We start from the raw sequence: 22,451 nt of genomic DNA on the forward strand, positions 1-22,451 counted from the left end.
GGATATCAGGCTGAATAATGATAAGGAATGTGGGATGACTGTTATTGGTAGGGGAATAGTTACCCAACTGACCCCAATGGCTATGATGACCATGATTGGGATGACGGCCATTGTTGGCGTGGCGACATTGTTTAGCAGCCCTGCATTGGCACTAAATAAGGCGTCGACAGTCACGGTCTCGGTCAATATTTTTGCCGCGCCACCTTGTGTCATTAACAGCAATAACACCATCAACGTTGACTTTGGTGATGACCTCCTGACTTCGCGCATTGACGGTGTTCAGTATATGAAGCCGGTATCCTATACATTGGACTGCACCGCAGCCGCATCTAATGCCCTGAAAATGAGTATCACAGGTAATGGCGCGGTGTTTGATACCAATGTATTGAGAACGACAAATACAGACCTTGGGGTCCAATTGATGCGCAATGGGCAACCATTAACGCTTAATAGCGCATTTAATTTTACTTACCCATCGGCACCCGTATTACAGGCCGTGCTGGTAAAGAAAACAAATGCCACGCTGAGTACCGGATATTTTTCCGGCACAGCAACCTTGGTTGTGGAGTATCAGTAATGAAAAAAGCCTCATTGGTTTATATGAATAAATTGTTTCATATCAATAAATTAATAGTGCACTTTTCTGTTACGGTAGCTGTGGCACTCAGTAGCACGCAGGTATATGCGGACAATATGCACTTCTCTGGCACCTTAATTAACCCGCCACCCTGTGTAATCAATGGGGGCAGCACAATTGATGTGGCTTTCGGGGAAAATCTGGGTGTGAACAAGATTGATGGCATTAATTATACTCAGACAGTGCCTTATAGCGTGACTTGTGATTCCGTTTCTGGTGGTTTGGAATTAGGTCTGACGATTGTTAGCGCGTCTGTTACCGCTTTTGATTCCTCCGCGATACCAACCAATATTCAGAATATGGGAATTCGCTTGCTGAAAGATGGTATCCCTTTTGCACTTAATACCCGTGTTGCTTATGACCAAAATAATCCGCCAGTTCTTAAGGCGGTACCGGTTAAAGCTGTGGGAGCAACATTAAGTGAAGGGGCCTTTGAAGCGACCGCTACATTATTAGTGGATTATCAATAGGATCAAATAATGGCTAATTTAAATCTGCTGATGTACCGCGGACGAATTATTTTAAGTGTGTTACTTCTGAATGCTTTTGGCAGCATGCCGACATTGGCAGCTGACAATATGCGTTTTCATGGCGCATTAGTGGCTGAACCATGCACGATACGTCCTGGTGATGAAGCTATTAATTTGAATTTTGGTACTGTTGTCGATAAATACTTGTATTCGAATCAACGCACCTTAGGAAAACAGTTTCAAATACATCTGATTGATTGTGATATCAGCTTAGGAACAACTGCCAATATTATGTTTACGGGCAATGATAACACTAATTTACCGGGGTTATTAGCGGTCGATGGCAGTGATGTCGGTATTGGTATTGGACTTGAAACACCCGCAGGAAAAGCGTTACTACTGAATCAGTCCAGCGACGATATTGCGCTTGATACGGGCAACAATGTTATTACATTGAAAGCATATGTCCGGGGTGAACCAGAGGCTATATCCCAACGCACAATTAAACGCGGTGAGTTTAATGCAGTGGCAACTTTCAACCTGCAATATTATTAATATGCGAACAGAGAAAAGGAAACTTAAAACAATGGAACAGCCTGCTCGTTGTTTAAGTAACAGATATTTCTGGCTAATAGCGTGCGTGCTGTTTTTATTGCCACTTTATAGTCAAGCCAGTGCCTGGGTTTCGACACAAACGCGCGTAGGACTACAATACCAAGGGACATTTTCTTGGCCGAGCGAGGAACTTGAGGGGATACTTTGTACATCCACATCGTGTTCTGTCGCTATTTGTCATTACGATAATATTCAGTCCGCAATATGTGGTAACCCGTCGAATGCGTTGACGCGGGTATTAGTTTCTCAAGGGGCTACTGCGCAGGATATGAGAGCCGCTTTTATTGCCAAAAATGGTGTATCAGGAAGTTGGGCCACCAACACCACTAACCCTTTGACTGCTGCCGGCAGTTGCTTTGGTGTGATGTATTGGCAAGGGTCTAATGACAGTAACTTTACGGGAAGGATTATCCCTGGCTCCTATTGTGGTGCAGTTCCACCGACCCCAGAAACCTGTGAGATTACCGGTGATGTCTCTATTAGTTATGGTTCTATCAATCAGCAATCTGTTGATGGCGCAGTAAAAAGTGAGCCGCTTATTATCAGCTGCACAGCTGCAACTGCATTAAAATTGACACTGGTCGGCGGTAAAAGTATTGACCTTGGGCAAGGTGGTAATCTTACCTCGACATTAAAAGTATCAGGGCAGGACTTATCTAATGGTGTATCAATAACAGGTGGTGTGGGGAATAAATCTTTCATGATTGAGTCAACACTGCATGCGCCTTCATTACCTGATGCTGGCAGTTTTTCCGGCAGCGGAGTTGTGATTATGTCATATCTTTAACGACAGATTTATATGCACTTATTTTATGAGTGCATGATAATTATGAATATAGAATAGCAATTAATTCCGCTATTTTTATATTCATGGTGTGAGATGCTTTACTGTTATTTAAATATGGCAGGGGGCTCCCATGGCATTTATTTAAATAATAAATAAATGTTATTTTTTGTTGTGATTTGTTTTGTTAGTGTAGTATAAACTATCTGCGTTTATTTAATTGAGTGTCAGGGTTAATCTGATATTTAAAGACGCATACTTCAATGGGCTATTAAATAATAGACTACAAATTTTTTTATTTTTCTTTTAAGGATCTATTTATGAAAAAAATGAACATGGCTGAAGCAAATACAATCGTTGGCGGTACTGGTGTAACTTGTAAAGATACTTATGAGTGGCTGTCAGGTAGTACTACTTTGACTTGCCAGGCTGTTACTACTTGTACTGACAAGCACGGTACAGTAACTAGCCGTACTGCTACAGCTAGCAACATTGCTAACTGCAAATAAGATATAAATTAAGTATTCGTTAATTTTTATCGATATTTAATAGTATCCCAGGCAAGTGCGGGAGGGATTTCTGTACTTGCCTGACTTATTTATTCAAATGTGTCATCGATGCTTAAATTCAAGAATTTTCGCATTAATTGAATGTTAGAAATATTATTTCGTGGGCATAAATGTTATTTGATTCTGTTTATGTCTTACCTGAACTCTGATTGTGAATAGAACTGAATCTATGTCTACTGAAAAAAATATGTTTAGGAGTAAGGGATTTTTTATAGGCTATACACTGTTGGTTATCCTTATTTCTTCATTGATAACAACGGCCTATTTCCACTATTTCGTTCTTAATCAGGATGAACAGGAAACCCTATTCGCTGTCAGCAACAGTGAAGTTGAAAACAGCCCAATCAAAGACGATAAAACTATTATTGAGATCTTCTCTTATGGCTGCCATTACTGCGCCATCAATGAAGAGAATGTGACCCAATTAGAAAACCGCATGCCAGAAGGGACGCGTTTTGTTCGCCTGCATATCAGCAGTGATAAAACCACCGGCTTGGGGCGTTTTGCACCTATTTTCGCGACTTTATCCGTCATGGGTATTGAACCGCAGCATCGCCAAAGTGCCTACAAAGCGGTGCTTGAAGACAACATCGACCTGAGTGATAACAGCCAACTCGAAACCTGGCTAAAAACCAATGGCATTGATGTTGCCCAATATCAGCAAGTAAGCCAGTCAGCTGAAGTTAAAGAATTGATCGCGTATATGACGGCAGTCACCGCGCATTACAAAATTGACGCCACACCGACCTTTATTGTCGGCAAAAAATGGATAGCGCTACAAGACCGTAAATTCCCCGCGTTCTCAGATAATCTTTTGTCATTACTCGAGCATGATAAGGCGCTGGAGAAATAATGAGACTGTTAGCCGTATGGGGCTATTTTGCCTGGCGAAGCCAGCTGGATAAGCTGGCTTTTAGTGGGCGGATATTTGCCCGTGGGCAGGCCAAACTGGCTATCTGGCTATTACGGCATAGTGATTATCGCATTCTACTGATGCTCGGTGCTTTGCGCCGGGCTTTCGGTTTGGTAACTCGGCGGCAGAAAAATCTGGCACAGGTGGCAGCAGCTAACAGCCGGTGTTTGTTGGGAGATGATACCAGCGTGTCGGCATCGCATTTTATCCGCACCGCGCAGCGCCGTCAGGTGTTAGAGCTGGCCGCAACTTATGGGCAAAATCGGCAGGTTTTAGCCCAATTGGCGGCCTGTACCCAGCAGTTGGATAGCCAGGTTAAAGCACTGCACCAGGCGGGGTCGCCAGTGATTCTGGCACCGCTTCATATGGTGTCTGATGTGCTGGCAGGTATGGTCGGTGCCGCGGCTTATCCAGGCCAAGCGACGGTGGTGGTCTCCGCCAGTGCAGAGGCTTATGCAGAGCAGGCCAGACAAATGGGCGGAGTGAATATTTCCTATTGTTCTATCCATGCTGATAGCCGCGCTATTGCCGGCAACCTGATGGACGCCATTATGGAAGCGGCAGAGCATAAGCGGAATATTATGATTTTTCCGGATATTACGCCGGATTACACCGTCAATAATCAGAGTGCAGAAACGGCAAAAATGCCCTGCCAATTATTCAATCGTCCGGCCAATTTACATAGCGGAATTATCCGCCTTGCACGAGCGCTATCAGCTCAGGTGATTTTTTATTATTTGTATTATGACCAAGGAATAAAAATTCATATTTATCCTGCACTGAGTGCGCGCGAAGTAAAAAGTAAATTACCTGAGTTGATTGAAACGTCAATGACACAGCATCCGCAAGATTGGCTGTTATGGCACTCGCATTCGTTATTTTTTATCAATGAATAATGTCACTTACGAAGAATAGTAGAAAATGGAAAAGATAATCCCAACGCTGGTTTTTCAAAGCGAAACCCATGAATGTGGTTTGGCCTGTATTGCGATGCTGGCACAGACGCAAGGCATCAATGCACCGCTGGAAAGCTTGCGTGAGCGTTATCCTGCCTCCGGGCATGGCACATCACTGGCCACGCTTTGTACTATTTTATCTGAGTTGGCTATACCGGCGTATCCGGTGGTATTTGAGCATCAAGAGCTGTCGGCCTTACCGCTGCCGGCCATTTTGCATTATGGTGCCAACCATTATGTGCTGCTGGCCTATCGCAAGGGCAACTATGTTTGTGTAATGAATCCGGCTATCGGGCAGCAATTATTGCCAATGGATGCATTAAAAGCTGAAATCAGTGGCTATGCACTGGTGCTGGATCCCGAAACCCCTGCGGATCCGCAAGCGGTGAAGAATATTGAGCACAGCAAACGGCTCAGTGCGCTCGACTGCATGAGTTTGAAAGAGACGGCGGGGATCCGTGGTATCTACTGGCTGATGACACTGGCATTTTTAGTCTCTCTGACCCTGTTTATCATGCCGACGATGGTGAGCAGCGCTATTAATGATGTATTTTCCTCCACCAGTAATGATAAAGATTTCCCTTATTTTTATTTTCTTCTGGCCTTTGTGGTGTCTACGTCGCTGGCTTTTGTGGTGCGATATATCACCGAGCGTTATATCAAACACTTCGTGGTGCTTAACAGTGTGGCCGGTTTTTCTCGGTTACTCAGTCACTCACTTAACTTTTTTGATAAGCGAGCCCCGGGGGATATTTATAGCCGGTTTTCTAACTGGCAAATGGCGGCAACTCAAAAAATTGAGTTAGATAATGGCCTGCGCACTGACTGGATAATTGGCGCTATTGCATTGGCGGTGATGTGCTATATGAGCCCGATACTGGCGATGGTGTCTGCTATTGGCGTGTTATTCATGGGGCTTATTAGTATTTGGGCTATTTACCGTGACCGCTATTACACCCAGCAGTTGCAGGTGAAAGGTGCAGAGCAAAGTGATTTTATCCTGGAGAGTATTCAGGGTTTTGCCACCATTAAATCTGCGGGTTTATCCAGCCAACGCCAAGGGGTATTTGCCGCTCTGGCGCTGTCATTGTTCAGCACGTTACAAAAGAAGAAAATCTACGATCAGGTTAAAAATAGCCTCTATCAGCTGATTGGTCGTCTGGAAATGGTGTTCTTTATGCTGCTGGCTTTGCCACTCTTAAAGCAAGGGACACTGAGCTTAGGCGAGTTTTTTGCCTACAGTTTTGTGCGCGAAATTTTCACTTCCTATATCACCAAAATTTTCTATTCCATTTTGCAGAAGAACCAATTGCACGTCATTGATATCCGTGCGCGAGACCTGTTTCCTGCTGGCCAGCCCACCCCCGCAGAACAGAGTTCGACAGTGCCAAAAGCGCCGCCAAAATTTGCAGATAAGCTGATTTATCAACATATTCGCTTTGCTTACGATGCCAAACAACCGGTATTGCGCGACCTGTCATTGTCACTGACTCGTGGGCAAAGTGTGGCCATTGTGGGTGAATCCGGTGCCGGGAAAAGTACTTTGCTCAAAGTGATGGCCGGCTTGATGCCGCCACAGCAAGGGCAAGTGATAGTGGATGGCGAGCCGGTTGATTTCCAACAAGCTCATTCGCTGTTTTTCCTGCAAAGCCAGGAAGACATTCTGTTTAATGCCTCGGTATTACATAACATCACCTTGTTTGATAGGCATATGGATATCCAAAAACGCCAGCGTATAGAAGACTCACTACGAGGGCTGGAATTAACGGATGTCATTAATAAATTACCTGGTGGTGTCAGTGCATTGGTGCGCGAAAGCCATGCCGCACTCTCTTTGGGACAACGTCAGCGGCTGTTACTGGCTCGCGCCATGTACAGCAATTGCCCGGTGTTGGTGTTGGATGAGCCCACCGCCAATCTGGATGAAGACACCGCCCTACAAGTGATGCAGACCTTATTGGATCATTGCCGCAAATATCAGAAAACCCTTATCACCGTGACTCACAGTGAAACCGTGTTGCCGATGTTTGACCAAGTGTTCCGCTTGAGTGACGGGCAAGTGGTGAGCCGGGCACAACCTGCGGTATCAAGCCGCCTTATGACTGCGGCGGTTAGCTGATGGGTATCAATCTGGCACACAGAAAGCAGCGTTTGGCTGTAATCCTGCTTATTACTTTGCTGATTATTATTGGCGGGAGTATTGCGTTGTGGCTATCGAGCAGCCAGCAGGATGCACCACTGTTAACTGAAACTATAAATCGCGGTGATATCGAACGAAATGTCATGGCTACCGGCAGTTTAAAACCGTCATTGCAGGTCAATGTGGGGGCGCAGGTTAACGGGCAGCTGACCAAGCTTTATGTCAAACAAGGCGACCGTGTCACCCGTGGTCAATTACTGGCTGAAATTGACCCGACCTTGCAACAAAACGAATTACGTAAATCAGAAGCTGAATTGCAAAGCTCGCAAGCACAAAAGCAGGCGGCTCAAGCTTTGTTACGTCAATATCAGCTCGAACTTCGCCGGCAACAGACCTTGGCAAAGGATGGCTCTGGTGTGAAAAGCACACTGGAACAAGCGCAGGCGCAATACGATAGCCAATTAGCGCAATTGAATGTGAATGAAGCGCAAATTGTGCAAAGCCGCATGGCGCTGGAAACCGCAAAAGCCAATCTGGGCTTTACTCGGATAATGGCCCCCATTGACGGCGAAGTGCTGGGGATCGTGACCAAAGAGGGGCAAACCATTGTTTCCTCACAGACCGTGCCGACCATTCTGGTGTTGGCGAATGTCGATACCATGACGGTGCACACCCGGATTTCAGAAACTGACATCCTCAAAGTGAGGGTTGGGCAGCCGCTGTGGTTCTACGTGGTCGCTGACCCACAGCGCCGCTATGAGAGCCAGATGGATGCTATTCAGGAAGCCTCTGCTGAGAGCTTACGTGAAGAAAGTTCTGGTGCAGCGAACAGCCAGCAACCTTCCGCGGTTTATTACAATGGCATTTTTAGCATTGCTAACCATGAGCGGCTATTGCGCACCTCAATGACGGCGCAGGTTTTCATTATTACCGCACAAGCAAAAAATGTCCTGCGGGTGCCACTGTCGGCGTTGGGTGAGCAACAGCGAACTGCACCGCCCGCCGCCTCACAGGCCGCGACTTCACCGCCCGCAATTTCACTACAACCGGGCACGCGCTATCGGGTGCAGGTGAGCAAAAATAACCAACTTGCAGAGCGCTGGGTCACTGTTGGCTTGCGAGATGGCCAATATGCCGAAGTGAAATCTGGGCTACAGCAGGGTGAGCAGGTCGTGCTGATGGGTAAGCCGTCGGGAGCAAATAATGGGCATTAATTCTGTTCATTCTGGCGGCGAACCCTTGATTAAACTCCAGGGGATTTATCGCCATTTCTCTTCTGGGGCCGAGCCAGTTGCGGTGCTCAAAAACATTTCACTGTCAATTCGCAGTGGCGAAATGGTGGCCATTATTGGTGCTTCTGGCTCCGGTAAATCGACACTAATGAATATTATTGGCTGCCTGGACAAACCGACTCAGGGCGAGATGTCGATTCATAACATCCCGACGCGGCAGGCCAGCAGTGAGCAATTGGCGCAATTACGCAGCCAGTACATTGGGTTTATTTTTCAGCGCTACCACCTGATGCCGTATTTAACGGCCAGCGAAAATGTGGTTATTCCGGCACTTTATACCGCCATGAGCACGGCTGAACGTCAGGAACGCGCCAGTTATTTGTTGCGCCGTTTAGGGTTGGGCCAGCATTTGCAGCATAAACCGGCGCAGCTCTCTGGTGGACAACAGCAGCGGGTGAGTATTGCCCGGGCGCTGATGAATGGCGCGGGTATTATTCTGGCGGATGAGCCCACCGGCGCACTCGACAGTGCCAGCGGGCAAGAGCTGATGGGGATTTTACATGGCCTGCATCAGTCCGGGCACACCATTATTATCGTGACTCACGACCGCAATATCGCCAATCAAGCACAGCGCATTATTGAGATAAGTGACGGTGAAATTATTGCCGATCGCAATAATGAGGCCACGGGTGCTGCCATTGCTCCGGCGGCACTGCCCGAACCGGTGGCAACCGGCCGCCCGCATTGGTGGCTGAGTGTCAGAGAGGCGGTCAAAATGGCCTGGCGCTCACTGCTCGGGCACCGAATTCGTGCTTTTTTATCCATGCTCGGCATCATTATTGGCATCTCATCTGTGGTGTCCTCAATGGCGGTTGGGGAAGGCGCCAGGCAGCAAATTTTAAATGAAATCAGCCAATTGGGAACCAGTAATCTGGATGTTCGCCCAGGATTGGGGTGGGATAAGCCGCGCCCTGATTTTGAGCGCGCGCTCTCGCAACAGGATGTTGAGCTGCTCAGCCAGCAGCCTTATGTCGACAGTTTATCGCCAGTGGTAAGCAAAATGGTCGCTGCGGTTCGGGGTGACAAACAAGTGATGGTATCGCTTTCTGGTGTCAGCAATGGTTTCTTTCAGGTGAAAGGCATGAGTTTTACCGCCGGAGAGGGCTTTACCCCGCGCCATGTTAATGCCCGCGAACCGGTGATAATCCTGCAACCGGAGCTCAGTGACACCCTATTTGCGGGCGGACAAAACCCGATTGGTGAAATTGTGCAGTTGGACGGTATTCCGCTGCGCGTCATTGGCGTTGCCAAACGCGGTGGCTCGTCATTCGGCGGATTATTAGCCGCGTGGATGCCTTATACCTCACTGACCGAACGTATTTCCGGGGATATTCCATTGGAGTCAATTGCCGTGCGGGTGGCTGAAGGCTATCAACTCAATGCGGTGCAGCAGGATGTCGAAAATCTACTAACACAGGCCCACGGCCAGCGGGACTTTTTCATTCTTAGCAATGACCAAATGAGCAAAGCGATTCAGAAAACCTCTGACTCAATGACATTGCTCATCACCTCCATTGCTGCAATTTCGCTGTTGGTCGGCGGGGTGGGAGTGATGAATATCATGCTGGTATCAGTGACCGAGCGCACCCATGAAATTGGTATTCGTTTATCCGTGGGCGCGCGTCCGAGCGACATCATGATCCAATTCCTGATTGAGGCCGTGGTTATCTGCACTCTTGGTGGCCTGATTGGCATTGTGGGATCGGCACTGGCGGGGGTGGTTTTCTCGTGGGTTACTCAAACCTTCACCATGATCTTCACTTGGCCGCCATTGATTCTGGCCTGTAGTTTCTCGGCACTTATTGGGCTGGGTTTTGGTTTTTTCCCGGCCCGCAATGCTGCTCGTTTGCATCCTACCGAGGCATTGGCACGAGAATGAATAGATTAATGAAAACGCCAATTATCATACTGTTAGCTGCGAGCTTATTGCTCAGCGGTTGCGGTTCACTGCTGAAAAGTGAGTATCAGCAGCCCATGCTGTCAGTCCCTGACGAATGGCGCGTGAAAGACAGTGGCGGTGGTTACCTGCGCCACAGTGTGCACTGGTGGGAAAATTTCGATGACCCGCAACTGTCACAAAGTATCAACCGCATGTTGCTCAGTAATAATGATCTGGCGGCAGCCGGGCTGAAATTACAGCAGGCGCGCTTGACGGCGGGGCTGACGAACACCAATTTGCACCCGGATGTCTCACTGACCGGCAGCGGCAGCAATACGCGCTCGTTGAATGAAAATACCCAACCGCGAGAAAGCTATAGCACCTCATTGGGATTGAGTTATGAGCTGGATTTGTGGGGCAAGCTGGCCCGCACCCGTGAGCAATCCGCCTGGCTGGTCAATGCGACCGAACAAGATCGTCAAGAAACCGCGCTGTCATTGATTGGCACCACCGCCGACCTTTACTGGCAGCTTGCGAAATTAAATCAGCAAATTGATTACCAACAGACAGCATTGGCTATCTCGCAAGACACTCTCAAGCTTGTGAGCTCGCGGCGGGCGGCAGGAGATGCCAGTGAAATCGAGTTGCTACAGGCGCAACAGACATTATTGGATCGCCAAAATCAATCTCACCATCTTGAACAGCAGCGGGAAGCCGCGCGCAGTGCAATGGCATTGTTATTTAACCGCGCCCCTGATTACCGTCAAGCAGAGCCTAAGTCACTGGATTTACAGCAACAAGTGCCAATCGCGACTCTCTTACCATTGCAAGTGATTGCACAGCGGCCTGATGTGCAGGCGGCGGAATGGCGTTTGCGTGCCGCATTGGCCGGTTCAGATGTCGCCAAACTGAATTTCTATCCGACACTTTCGTTGGGGGCCACTTTGGATGCCGGCAGCGCCGTGTTCTCACAATGGTTTAGCAACCCGAGCCGGACATTAAGCATCAACAGCGCACTGCCATTCTTACAGTGGAATACCGTGCAGCTCACCATCGAGCAGTCAAAGTTGGCGGTGCAACTGGCGGCTGTTGATTTTCGCAGCAAAGTCTACAGCGCGCTTAAAGATGTCGATGACGCGATGACGGCGCGGCTGAGTTATCAGCAGCAAAAACAAAATCAATGGCAGAACCTACAACTCAGTCAACGTCGGTTGAGTTTGACCAACAGCCAATATCAGGCGGGTGCGGTGTCATTTCAGACTTTACTGGATGCGCAGGATGCTCTGCTGACCAGTGAAACTAATTTGCTCGAACTTCAATATAACTACCTGAATTCCACCATGAAATTGTGGTTGGCATTAGGTGGTGGTGTTGAAAACAGCAGGGACAGTAAAGGAATTAAATCATGATGAAGACAGTTGAACAGCGCCGGGTGGTTGTCACCGGTTATGGCAGTGTGACCCCGATGGGCATGACGGCGCAGCAGAGTTGGGCGGCGATTATGGATTATCAATTGGGTTACCGCTATTACGATAAATCCGAGCAAGGCATTAAATCGCGATTTTTTGGCCTGCTGGATGCTGAACCTAATCTGAAAGCGGTTCCTGCCGCGATCCGTCGCCGTCTGCCGCGTTATGCCAGACTGGCACTGGCCGCCGCACGCGAGGCGATGACGATGGCGTTTGCTGAAAAGTCCCCGGCGGATTACTACGATTTGCTCGATTGCGGCACCATTATTGGCAGCGGCTGGGCGGGTCAGGATGAAACGCATGATAACTATGAAGGGTATCTGGCAACAGGACTGGGCACGCCTTTCGGTTGTTTCTTGTCAATGCCGAATGCCGGCACCGCGGCGTGCAGCTTGTATTGGGGATTGCGCGGCTATCAGAATTCACCCATTGCCGCCTGCGCCACTGGCACCATTGCCATTGGCGATGCCTTTGAAATCATTCGCAGCGGGCGGGCCGCTATGATGCTGGCCGGGGCGGGGGAATCACTGCGCAGTAATGCGGCGGTGTGGAACATTGATATTTTGGGTGCATTGGCACGCGAGCAAGAGGAACCGAGCAAAGCCAGCTGCCCATTTAGTCTGGATCGCAATGGTTTTGTGCTGTCCGAGGGCGCAGCGGTGCTGTGTCTGGAAGAGCGGGAAGGGGCGATAGCCCGCGGTGCTCACATCCTCGGCGAGATAAAAGGCTACGGCAATTACTCGGATGCTTTTGATTTCACGGCACCGGCAGAAGACAAAGTGGCGCGAGTGAAAACTATCCAGCATGCCTTACAGCAAGCCGGTTTAACCGCCGCCCAGATTGATTACGTCAACTTGCACGGCACCTCGACACAACTGAATGACCTGAATGAAACCGAGTCCATTAAACAGGCATTTGGTGCTGCGGCTTACACCACGCCACTGTCCAGCACAAAATCTTATTCGGGTCATTTGATTGCCGCCGCAGGTAGCTTTGAATCCATTATCTGCCTGCAAGCCCTGCAACATCAGATGATGCCAGCAACCTGTAATTTGAAAAATGCTGATCCGCAATGTGACCTTGATTACATCAGCGAAGGGCATCGGGCCGGTGTATTACGCAACACCCTGAACCTGAGCTTTGGTTTTGGTGGGGCGAATGCCGCCCTGGTTATTGGGCTGGATTGAGCATGATTTCTAACCCGAACCTTAACTACAACTACAGCCTCAGTGATGCTGAACGTTGGGCTGAATTTTCCGGTGATTACAACCCGATCCATTTTGATTTGCAACACGCGCAGCATTTGGGGTTGCCGCAACTGACTGTCCACGGCATGCGCGCCATGCTGGATATTAAACATCAGCTCAGCACCGCGTTATTAACGGCATTGCCCGAGGCAGATTTTCTGCGTTTTAACGCGCGTTTGCGCCAGCCAGTGCTGTGCCATACGCCATATCAGTTACAACTTAGCCAGACTCAGGGCCAGGTGAGTGGCAATTTGCAAGACAGCAGCAATAACGAAAGTTGCTTCAATGGCAAACTGCGCAGTGCGCCCGCGCTGGTACAAACTGATATTGAGCACTGGGCCATATTGCCCGCAGATGACGTGCATCAGCTTAGCCAGCAATTTCCTGGTGACACATCGCAACCGGCAGAGTGTTGGGGGTTTTTCGATGCACTGCTGTTTAAATTGCTGATTGCCGCACCACAAACACTGGCCACTGCCAAACAGGTATTACCGGGGATTCAGGCCGAAACGTTGATTGACGTTTTCCAGCAGGTGCCGGTTATCCAGACTCATCATGATGTGCATTTCAGCACTGATTTGCTGCGCATCAATAACCCATATTTATTTGTCCGCAGTGCATTGCACTATGCCATCGAGCCGACACTGATTGTCGGCAACCCGGACGATGGCTGGGTATTGCGCTCGGCTATTTCAGCCCGATCAGCCATCGGGCCATTGATTACCACAGCGGTAACGTTGAAAACGTGGCCATTAGCCGCGCATTAAAGAAGGATAGAATCATGGAAAAGTATCAACAAATTTATGACACCTTATGTGAAATGTTGTGTGACGCCAAAGACTTAGAAATGTCGGCGTTGTCACCTGACATGCCATTGCATCAGCTAAAACTCGACAGTCTGGATTATGTGGAACTGATGGTGTTGGCCAAACGCGAATTCGGTGCCACCTTGAATGCCGAAATGTTTATGGACAGTCCAGACATGACTTTAGGTGAGCTTTGCCAGAAGTTAGCCGAGCAGAAGAAATAAGATTATGAGCAGGAAATGGGTGTTAATTACCGGTGGCAGCCGTGGCATTGGCCGCGCCTTGGTCGAAGAACTGGCCAAAGAATGGAATGTTGTTTTTACCTGGCGTAATGGTGAACAACAAAGCCGCGATGTTATCGAAAACTGTGCAGGGCAGCCCGGTTGGGTGATGGGCTATCGCTGTGACGGCAGCAATGAAGCTGATGTCGATGTGCTAGCGCCGCAATTGCTGGAAAAATATGGCCCGCCGGGGGCCGTTATCCATAATGCTGGCATCAGTGGTGATGGCTTACATATTCAGCAGGATGGTGATAACTGGCGTAATGTTCTGGATACCAACCTGAATGCGGTGTTCTACTGGAATAAGCACCTATTACCGCCAATGATGATGCAAGGTGAAGGCGCGTTGTTGCTGATGTCTTCGGTTACCGCGATTAAAGGTAATGTCGGGCAGAGCGCTTATGGTGCCAGTAAAGCGGCGATGATGGGTCTTGGCCGCTCATTGTCGCTGGAAATGGGGCGCTTTGGTATTCGGGTTAATTGCTTGCTACCGGGCATTATCGACAGTGATATGACGCGGGCGATGCCAACGGATGCCCTTAAAGGATTACGTAAGCAAATACCTTTACGGCGTTTGGGTGATGCACAAGAAGTCGCCCGCGTGAGTGCCTTTATGATAGGCAATGACAGCCGCTATATGACCGGTCAGGCTTTGGTTTTGGATGGCGGCTTGACGGCTTGACTTGGAACTACAGGGGGTTAGCTACTCTGATTCACCCGAATCACTTAACTTGAGTAAGTTCATCGGGATGAGTGGGTTTGCAACCGGCCTGTAGTGCCAATAATTTCAGGGTAAAAATAGTGGTTAATTAATTGCCGCTTATTCAGAAATATTCCATTTATGTGCCAATGTGGATTTTGTCTCACCACTGAGCCATTGGTTTATTTCATTGAGTAGCGGCTGATTATCTTTCGCCATCATATATACTTTGTAGCTACCGGTGCCGGGTAAGATTTCGGGTGTCGCAACGCAAAATACGCCCGGCTCTTCGCTCTGGTAATAATCCCCTTCGATTAAGTCTGTGAACATAATATCGGCGCTTTGGTCTCGGACTCCCTGCAAATTGGCAACATTATCATTGGTGCGGATAATTTGTGCTTGCTTGATATTGGCATCGACAAAAGATTGATTGGTGCCACCGGGGTTCACAATAACTTTCACAGTTTCTTTATCTATCGCCTCCAACGTGGGAAATTTCTTTGATTGCTGGCAATTGGCTAAGGCAATTTTACCGTTTTTGACCACCGGGCTGGATAAGGCGAATTGTGCTGCCCGACCGGGTGTTGCTGTAACACCGCCCATGGCAATATCAAATTTGTCTGCGGCTAAGTCTGTAGAAAGTGTTGGCCAACTGCTTGGTACAAAATTGACTTTAAGCTTCAGGCTTTCTCCTAGGGATTTTGCCATATCAATATCGTAGCCAACCAGTTGCCCCTGCTTATCGTGAAATGCCAAAGGAGCATAATCACCGGGAACACCAATACGTAGCTCCCCGCTTTGTTTAATTTCCTGCCAGTTTTTTGCCAATGCGGATTGGCTACTGATTAATGCTACGAGCATTATTCCCAGAGATAGCTTCTTCATTTTCACTCCTGTTATTGTTATAAAATTCAAAATGAGAATAACGTGATGTCTTATTTTTAATCAATGATTTTATTGGGGAATATGGTGGGGGGATTTTAGAAAGGATAAAAATGGTTCCCCGTGTTACCACGAGAAACCAGATAAAATATTTTGTTTAGAAATTAACTCGGATACCGATATTAGCCATGATTGGCGACTCAATATGTGTGCCATTACGATAATTTGCTTCAGCATAAAGAGTGGTTTGTCTGGTCAGATTCACGTCCACACCCAGACCATATTTTGCTGTATTACCAGAGAAATCATTATTAAAGTCGTTTACCTGGTTTATGGTCACAGTATTTGAGGTAATGAACTCTCTTTCAATCGCAACTTTAGCGTATGGGCGAATTATCGCACCATTTTTTAAGTCGAATTTTGTCCCAAGATGAGTCCCTAATTCGCCTTTTATTGAGTGGTTATTGCCGGTTTTCGCCTTCATTCCATTGTTAAGTGTAATATCTTTATCTTGTGCGGTGAAATAACTGGTACGGGCATAAGGCTCGACAAACCAACTATCAGATAACCGGTAGTGATAGCCAGCTTCAAGGGAACCTCCGACCGCATTTTGATCGTAATCGCTTTGTACAGAACCCCCATTGGTCATATTGGCATTCAGTGAATTCTTAAAATGGTTAGCTTTAACAACAGCATCAATATAATAGCCACTGTTATCGAAATAGCTGCCGTAAGCACCTAAACTATAACTATCAATACTGCTGTTTCCACCACGAGCATGTTTCACCCGGTTATTGCTATACGCGGTAAAGCCCCCTAAAACTAACTGCCCTGAAGACAAACCAAATACTTTATCGGCACCAATTTCAAAACCATCTTGTTGTAAACGATATGCGGCATCATGGGCGGCACTGACGCGGGTGTTATTGGTCAAATAACGGCCCCAAATACTGGCGTTATCACCTTTACTGTTATTTAAATCACCTTTGCGTAACCGTAGATTCTGCAATTCACCATCAAAAATAAACTGGCTGGCTGAAGCCATACTTAATACAGCATCAGTTGATGGAGTTGTTTTAATTGCAGTTTCTGGCTCTGGGTCTACTGTTGCGGGGTTTTCCGGTTCTGTTGGCCCAGGTTCAACCTCTGTATTTAATACTGCGCCTAAATACCACAGGTTTCCCCCCGCTCGAGCCAAATTATTCCCCTTATTTAGGCCATAAACATAGGTGCCGCCATCGACTTCAGAGATATTGGCACCACTGAATGAGGCCAGGGTGAATTGTGCATTGCCACCGAGATCGTGAATAAGATTTAAGGTTGTTTCACCGGGAGCAGTAATTTCAACACCAGAATCATTCACCATTACTTTATGCGATCCGCTGGCATTGGCGATGGTGATAAAGTTGCCTCGACCTTCCGCAACCGAGGTATTGAACAGGAAAGAACCTGAACCGGAAAGTGTGCCGATATTTAATGAAGTATAGTTGCTGCCGGTTCCTGATTGGAATGCAACTTCGCCACCATTTATGGTTAAATTATCAACAGTGGCGAAAGCATTATTGGCTGCATTATATCGCACCATTAAATGACTATTTTCACCATTAAGAACGATATTTTCAGCATAAGCACCATTAGTTTCAGCGGTATCAAGATACACTGTGGCGGCATTATTTATCTGTGTCAGTCCGGTTAATTTCCCTCCTGCACGCACCCAAGAATAAGCGCGATCAAATAAGGTGGTATCCCGTGACTCACCCCCAGCATAAATATTTTGGTAAGAGGTGTCTTTAAATATTGCGTTGCTGGAAAACCCGGTATTATCGATGCGTTGATAGGCTTTATCATAAAATGTCGCATTAACACTGTGACCATTGGATGCGACTATTTGCTTACTGGAGTCAACAAATTCCGAGTCGTATGAAGTGGCTTTAGTATCCCAGTTCTTCGACTCATTCTTCATGCCCCATAACATTTCATAAGAGGTATCTTGATAGCGGCTATTGGTGATGTAGGGGTTGAATTGAATACTATTATCTTCAGCAGTTTCAGTGTAAATATTCCCTCCCATAGCGAATTGGGTAGAAACCACCACTGCTGAATTACCTTTAGCAACTGTTTGGTCAGCGGATGTCATGACCCACATCAAACTGTTGTTTAACGTGGTTTTCTCTGCTCTGCCCTCATAGGTCGGGCCACCTTGATAATGGGTGCCACTGATGGTAAAACGGCTGTTATTGACCTCAGTATAGCGAATAGTGCCTAAGGCTACCGCCGCGCCAAAATAGTCATGAGGTTGGTATAGTTCATAGCCTTCGCCATTAAAAATAAAATGATTATCTACTGTTCCGGCAGTGACACCGTCGCCCAATGAAATACTGTGAAATTCGCCCGCCCCAGATTTAGATTGTTCGCAAATATCGGAAACGGTATAGCCTACACAGGGGGCCGCATTTGCGCTCATCGAGGCTGTGGTACAAATAATAGAGGAAATAGCAATGCTGAGGTAGGTTCTTGTTATATGAGTATTCATTAGGATAAAATCCCTGATTAATTTTTAATAAGTTTATTAGCGACTGGGAACGTTCCATTAAAACGTTATAATTTAGGTTTTATAATCTATGGATATAACTAATTGAAGGTGTTTGAGATATTTACGCACCAAAAAAACTATTATTTAATTTTAATGAATATTTATATCTCGAAACATTGTGGCTAATATAGCAAACTTATTTTTGGTGTTGTATGGGAATGCATTCCTACATCTGTAGGAAGAGTCCTAAGATCGATTGGTAATGATCTGAGCCAATTAAAGGGGATTTTGGGTTAAGGTGATGACACCTGAATAGCAGTTTATTCCTATGTCATCTTATAAGGCTGAGGCCATTTTCACTGTATTTAGTGGTGTCCCACCGGTAAGCGAGGTCAGGATTCATTTGCCATCTTTTTTAGCCATTGAATAAAAGCATTAATTTTCGGCCATTGCCTATCTGATAGGGTTGAGACGTAATAGCGCTGCTCACATTTTACTTCCAAACCGGGGAAGGGCATTATTAGCTCTTGATTTTCCAGTCTTTTTGTCACTAATTTTTTACGCCCCATAGCGACACCAACATGATTAATGGCGGCGATAATGGCCAAATCTGAGCGGTCAAAGCCCATGCTGCGCTGAGTGGGAGAGAGGTCAAAACCGGCTTGTTGACTCCAACTATCCCACTCACTGCTATCGGAATCATAGCTCCAGGCTTGTCGGTCATGAAGCAAAGTACATTGCTGCAAATTGATAAGATTACCATTAAGTTGATGTTTTTCTGCATATTCTGGGCTGCATACTGGCACCATGGATTCATCCATTAAGTGTTGATATGACAGTTTCTCTGGCGTTTTATCATCAAAATAAATAGCCAAATCAATGCCGCCGCCCTGGAAATTAACATTTTCATTGCCTGTTAGAATATTCAAACTGATCGCGGGGTAATGGTGGGCAAAATCGGCCAACTTGGGCACCAACCAGCACTGAGCGATAGACGGGCGAGAATAAACAGTCAGTGTGCCAGACAGTTCTTGATTCTTTATTTCCAAGATTTCCTGATTGAGATACTCCAATGAGGACTTCAATACCCAAAATACCCGCTCTCCCTCACTGGTGAGTTCCACTTTGCGGTGAAAACGCTGGAATAGCTTGAAACCTAACTCCTCCTCCAGGCTATTAATCCGGTGGCTGACGGCACTGGGACTAATAGATAACTCCTCGGCTGCCAGTGCAAATGAGCTATGTCGCGCGGCAATTTCAAAGGTATAGAGTTTAGATAGCTGATAGCCATTCAGTAGTTTATTACGGGTGATATAGCTTTTTTCTGGATACATGGCGGCGTCTCAATCACTGTTTCTGGTGCAAATAGTATACCGCAATGACTGACTTGCTAAGCCATTAGGAACATCTAGTTTGATGCAAGCTAGGATTAGTTGCAAAACTTTGACCAATATTGCGCTTTTGATTCAATCTAGCTCATCTGAATGGCGTTTTTTATCATTTGTCAGTGCCGACCAATTCTTATTCAATGGGCGCATAATTTATTATTAGAAGAGGTCGGCTATGGACTCACAAATATGGGTAGTGGGGACGTTATTAACGAGCATCATTATTATTATCTTCACTATTGTAAAACTGAAAATACATCCCTTTCTAGCGCTGCTATTAGCCAGTTTTTATGTCGGGCTATTAATGGGCATGAACCCACTGGAGATGGTGAGCTCCATTGAAGGCGGGATTGGTGGCACGCTAGGTTTTTTAGCCGCAGTGATTGGTTTGGGGACTATCCTCGGCAAAATGATGGAAATTTCCGGTGCCGCAGAGCGCATCGGCATCACTTTACAGCGCTGCCGCTGGTTATCGCCAGATGTCACTATGGTGTTGGTCGGCTTAATCTGCGGTATCACCTTATTTGTTGAGGTGGGTGTTGTCTTATTGATTCCCTTAGCTTTTTCAATTGCCAAGAAAACCAATACCTCATTACTGAAGTTGGCCATTCCGCTGTGTACTGCTTTGATGGCGGTGCATTGTGTGGTGCCACCGCACCCGGCTGCCATGTATGTTACCAATGCTTTAGGGGCTGATATTGGCACCGTGATTGTTTACGGGCTGGTAGTCGGATTAGCTGCATCACTAATTGGCGGCCCACTCTTTTTGCGCCTTGTGGGCAAACGTCTGCCATTTAAAACTGTGCCAAAAGCTTTCTCTGAAATTAATGTGCGCAATGAAGACGAGCTGCCCTCTTTAGCGGCCACTTTATTTACTGTTCTATTGCCGATTATTTTGATGCTGGCAAAAACTGCCGCAGAACTGAATATGGAGAAAGGCACCACGCTCTATTTAACATTGGAGTTTATCGGTAATCCCATCACCGCCATGTTTATTGCCGCGTTTGTTGCCTATTACACTTTAGGTATTCGGCAGAATATGGGGATGAGTACGTTGCTGGCGAAAACGGAAGACAGTTTCTCTTCTATTGCCAATATTCTATTGATTATTGGTGCCGGTGGGGCATTTAACGGCATATTAAAAGCCAGTGGGCTGGCGGATTCGCTGGCGATAATTTTATCTAATTTGGATATGCACCCGATTCTACTGGCTTGGCTGGTGGCGCTAATTCTACATGCTGCCGTCGGCTCGGCGACCGTCGCCATGATGGGGGCAACCGCCATTGTTTCACCCATATTGCCCATGTATCCCAATGTCAGTCCGGAAATAATCACTCTGGCTATTGGCTCCGGCGCAATTGGTTTCACTATTGTCACCGACTCATTATTTTGGTTGGTAAAACAATATTGCGGCGCAACCTTGAGTGAGACATTTAAATATTATACCACCGCGACCTTTATTGCCTCGGTGATAGCTTTAGGTACTACTTTCCTACTTTCTTACATCATTTGATCGAAAAGAGACATTCTATGAAAAGCACTGAGATTGATAAATTAATTACCGACTTTCCTTTGGTTAAAAAGCTTATCAATTTAGAGGAGGTAACCTGGTTTAATCCGCAGGCGACAACAGTTGAAAAAGGGCTGCCTTATGTCGGGTTAGCACAGCGGGATGTGACAGATGCTGAAGCCCGGTTGCGACGCTTTGCCCCTTATCTCTGCCAGGCGTTTCCTGAAACACAACCCACAAATGGCATTATTGAATCGAAGATTTTGGCGATCCCCGCTATGCAACAAGCCCTGCAACAACGTTATGGGGTGGAGATAACCGGCCGCCTGTTATTAAAGCAAGACAGCCATTTGCCGATTTCTGGTTCAATTAAAGCCCGTGGTGGCATTTATGAAGTGTTAACACATGCTGAAAAACTGGCAATGCAAGCCGGTTTATTGGCTGAAACCGACAACTACAGCAAGTTGTTTTCAGATGATTTCCGTCAGTTTTTCAGTCAGTACCGCATTGCAGTCGGCTCCACCGGCAATTTGGGAATGTCGATTGGCATTATGAGCGCCAAGTTGGGGTTCAGTGTCAGTGTGCATATGTCGGCCGATGCCCGTGAATGGAAAAAACGTAAACTGCGCGAGCATGGCGTTAATGTGGTGGAGTATGAGCAGGACTATGGCGTGGCCGTAGCGCAGGGGCGCAAACAGGCGGAATCTGATCCAAATTGCTTCTTTATTGACGATGAAAATTCGCCCACCTTGTTTTTGGGTTACTCCGTCGCGGGCGGTCGGCTGAAGACTCAGTTTGCCGAGCAACAGATTGTGGTTGATGAAAACCACCCATTATTTGTTTATCTTCCTTGTGGGGTGGGGGGCGGCCCCGGTGGAGTGGCTTTCGGCTTGAAACTGGCATTTGGTGACCATGTTCATTGTATTTTTGCCGAGCCGACCCATTCGCCTTGTATGTTATTGGGGGTGCACACCGGCCTGCATGATGGTATTTCTGTGCAGGATATTGGCATAGATAATATTACCGCCGCAGATGGTTTGGCTGTAGGACGGGCGTCGGGATTTGTGGGTCGCGCGATGGAGCATTTGCTGGACGGTTTTTATACCTTAAGTGATGCAGAAATGTATGACTTACTTGGGTTGCTAAACCGGCATGAGGGCATTCGTCTGGAACCTTCTGCCTTGGCGGGGATGCCCGGCCCGGCGCGGGTGAGTAGCAGTACAGATTATTTGCAAGATAATCACTTTAGTGCTGAGAAAATGCGCAATGCGACCCATCTGGTCTGGGCGACGGGTGGTGGTATGGTGCCCGCTGAAGAGATGGCGCGCTATCTCGCGACGGCGAAAATCTGACTTTTTTATTATCCGCGAGCAAGATGCT

Annotated in this window: 20 protein-coding genes; 17 read left to right on the top strand and 3 right to left on the bottom strand. The window is 47.2% G+C overall.

What is annotated here, in order from left to right; translation table 11 throughout:
• The first annotated feature begins 34 nt into the window (after positions 1-34).
• From YROHD0001_RS11275 to YROHD0001_RS11235, 15 genes are all read left to right on the top strand, one after another.
• Positions 35-577 carry a fimbrial protein gene (locus YROHD0001_RS11275; protein ID WP_004714181.1) on the top strand — a complete coding sequence of 181 codons (543 nt, stop codon included), beginning with the start codon at positions 35-37 and terminating at the stop codon, positions 575-577.
• Positions 577-1,107, top strand: a complete 531-nt coding sequence (locus YROHD0001_RS0117665; RefSeq protein ID WP_391591468.1) for a fimbrial protein — start codon at positions 577-579, stop codon at positions 1,105-1,107. Before YROHD0001_RS11275 ends, YROHD0001_RS0117665 begins: the two co-directional genes overlap by 1 nt.
• Before the next feature lie 9 nt (positions 1,108-1,116).
• Entirely contained in the window at positions 1,117-1,662 is a 546-nt protein-coding gene (locus YROHD0001_RS11270) for a fimbrial protein (RefSeq protein ID WP_004714182.1), read from the top strand.
• A gap of 31 nt (positions 1,663-1,693) precedes the next feature.
• Positions 1,694-2,509 (top strand): MrpH family fimbial adhesin, encoded by an 816-nt coding sequence (locus YROHD0001_RS0117670; protein ID WP_032816547.1) that lies wholly within the window; start codon positions 1,694-1,696, stop codon positions 2,507-2,509.
• 317 nt (positions 2,510-2,826) lie between these two features.
• A complete protein-coding gene (locus YROHD0001_RS0117675) occupies positions 2,827-3,015 on the top strand; it encodes a DUF4762 family protein (protein ID WP_032816549.1) in 189 nt (62 codons plus the stop codon).
• A gap of 286 nt (positions 3,016-3,301) precedes the next feature.
• Entirely contained in the window at positions 3,302-3,928 is a 627-nt protein-coding gene (locus YROHD0001_RS0117680) for a DsbA family protein (RefSeq protein ID WP_032816580.1), read from the top strand.
• The gene (locus tag YROHD0001_RS11265) at positions 3,928-4,884 is read left to right on the top strand and encodes a lysophospholipid acyltransferase family protein (RefSeq protein ID WP_004714184.1); all 957 of its coding nucleotides are present in this window, start codon (positions 3,928-3,930) and stop codon (positions 4,882-4,884) included. Before YROHD0001_RS0117680 ends, YROHD0001_RS11265 begins: the two co-directional genes overlap by 1 nt.
• A gap of 25 nt (positions 4,885-4,909) precedes the next feature.
• Complete coding sequence (locus YROHD0001_RS11260) at positions 4,910-7,063, top strand: peptidase domain-containing ABC transporter (protein WP_004714185.1); 2,154 nt, start codon at positions 4,910-4,912, stop codon at positions 7,061-7,063.
• Entirely contained in the window at positions 7,063-8,298 is a 1,236-nt protein-coding gene (locus YROHD0001_RS0117685) for an efflux RND transporter periplasmic adaptor subunit (RefSeq protein WP_032816550.1), read from the top strand. The genes YROHD0001_RS11260 and YROHD0001_RS0117685 overlap by 1 nt, the downstream gene beginning before the upstream one ends.
• Positions 8,288-10,255 carry a MacB family efflux pump subunit gene (locus tag YROHD0001_RS11255; RefSeq protein WP_032816552.1) on the top strand — a complete coding sequence of 656 codons (1,968 nt, stop codon included), beginning with the start codon at positions 8,288-8,290 and terminating at the stop codon, positions 10,253-10,255. Before YROHD0001_RS0117685 ends, YROHD0001_RS11255 begins: the two co-directional genes overlap by 11 nt.
• An 8-nt stretch (positions 10,256-10,263) precedes the next feature.
• Positions 10,264-11,664 carry an efflux transporter outer membrane subunit gene (locus YROHD0001_RS11250; protein ID WP_004714187.1) on the top strand — a complete coding sequence of 467 codons (1,401 nt, stop codon included), beginning with the start codon at positions 10,264-10,266 and terminating at the stop codon, positions 11,662-11,664.
• Complete coding sequence (locus YROHD0001_RS0117690; RefSeq protein WP_032816554.1) at positions 11,661-12,911, top strand: beta-ketoacyl-[acyl-carrier-protein] synthase family protein; 1,251 nt, start codon at positions 11,661-11,663, stop codon at positions 12,909-12,911. Before YROHD0001_RS11250 ends, YROHD0001_RS0117690 begins: the two co-directional genes overlap by 4 nt.
• Positions 12,912-12,913: 2 nt before the next feature.
• Positions 12,914-13,738 (top strand): MaoC/PaaZ C-terminal domain-containing protein, encoded by an 825-nt coding sequence (locus YROHD0001_RS11245; RefSeq protein WP_004714188.1) that lies wholly within the window; start codon positions 12,914-12,916, stop codon positions 13,736-13,738.
• Positions 13,739-13,752: 14 nt separating this feature from the next.
• Entirely contained in the window at positions 13,753-14,001 is a 249-nt protein-coding gene (locus YROHD0001_RS11240) for an acyl carrier protein (protein ID WP_004714189.1), read from the top strand.
• A gap of 4 nt (positions 14,002-14,005) precedes the next feature.
• Entirely contained in the window at positions 14,006-14,740 is a 735-nt protein-coding gene (locus YROHD0001_RS11235; protein WP_032816556.1) for an SDR family NAD(P)-dependent oxidoreductase, read from the top strand.
• Between the two features lie 138 nt (positions 14,741-14,878).
• On the opposite strand, the gene YROHD0001_RS11230 is transcribed toward YROHD0001_RS11235, so the two are convergent.
• The 3 genes from YROHD0001_RS11230 to dsdC form a co-directional block, all read right to left on the bottom strand.
• Positions 14,879-15,643: a transporter substrate-binding domain-containing protein gene (locus YROHD0001_RS11230; RefSeq protein WP_032816557.1), complete on the bottom strand. Its 765-nt coding sequence runs from the start codon at positions 15,641-15,643 to the stop codon at positions 14,879-14,881.
• Positions 15,644-15,797: 154 nt separating this feature from the next.
• On the bottom strand, positions 15,798-18,173 hold the full coding sequence (locus YROHD0001_RS11225; protein WP_004714192.1) for an autotransporter outer membrane beta-barrel domain-containing protein: 2,376 nt from the start codon (positions 18,171-18,173) through the stop codon (positions 15,798-15,800).
• 392 nt (positions 18,174-18,565) lie between these two features.
• Entirely contained in the window at positions 18,566-19,507 is a 942-nt protein-coding gene (dsdC, locus tag YROHD0001_RS11220) for a DNA-binding transcriptional regulator DsdC (protein ID WP_004714193.1), read from the bottom strand.
• A gap of 229 nt (positions 19,508-19,736) precedes the next feature.
• Here dsdC and dsdX point away from each other — a divergent pair, with 229 nt between their 5' ends.
• Both dsdX and dsdA read left to right on the top strand, forming a co-directional pair.
• Positions 19,737-21,074, top strand: a complete 1,338-nt coding sequence (gene dsdX, locus YROHD0001_RS11215; RefSeq protein ID WP_004714194.1) for a D-serine transporter DsdX — start codon at positions 19,737-19,739, stop codon at positions 21,072-21,074.
• A 17-nt stretch (positions 21,075-21,091) separates the two neighbouring features.
• Positions 21,092-22,423, top strand: coding sequence for a D-serine ammonia-lyase (dsdA, locus tag YROHD0001_RS11210; RefSeq protein WP_004714195.1), 1,332 nt, complete (start codon positions 21,092-21,094; stop codon positions 22,421-22,423).
• Positions 22,424-22,451: the final 28 nt, after the last annotated feature.

Source organism: Yersinia rohdei ATCC 43380 (assembly GCF_000173775.1).
In the GTDB taxonomy this organism is placed as follows: Bacteria; Pseudomonadota; Gammaproteobacteria; order Enterobacterales; family Enterobacteriaceae; genus Yersinia; species Yersinia rohdei.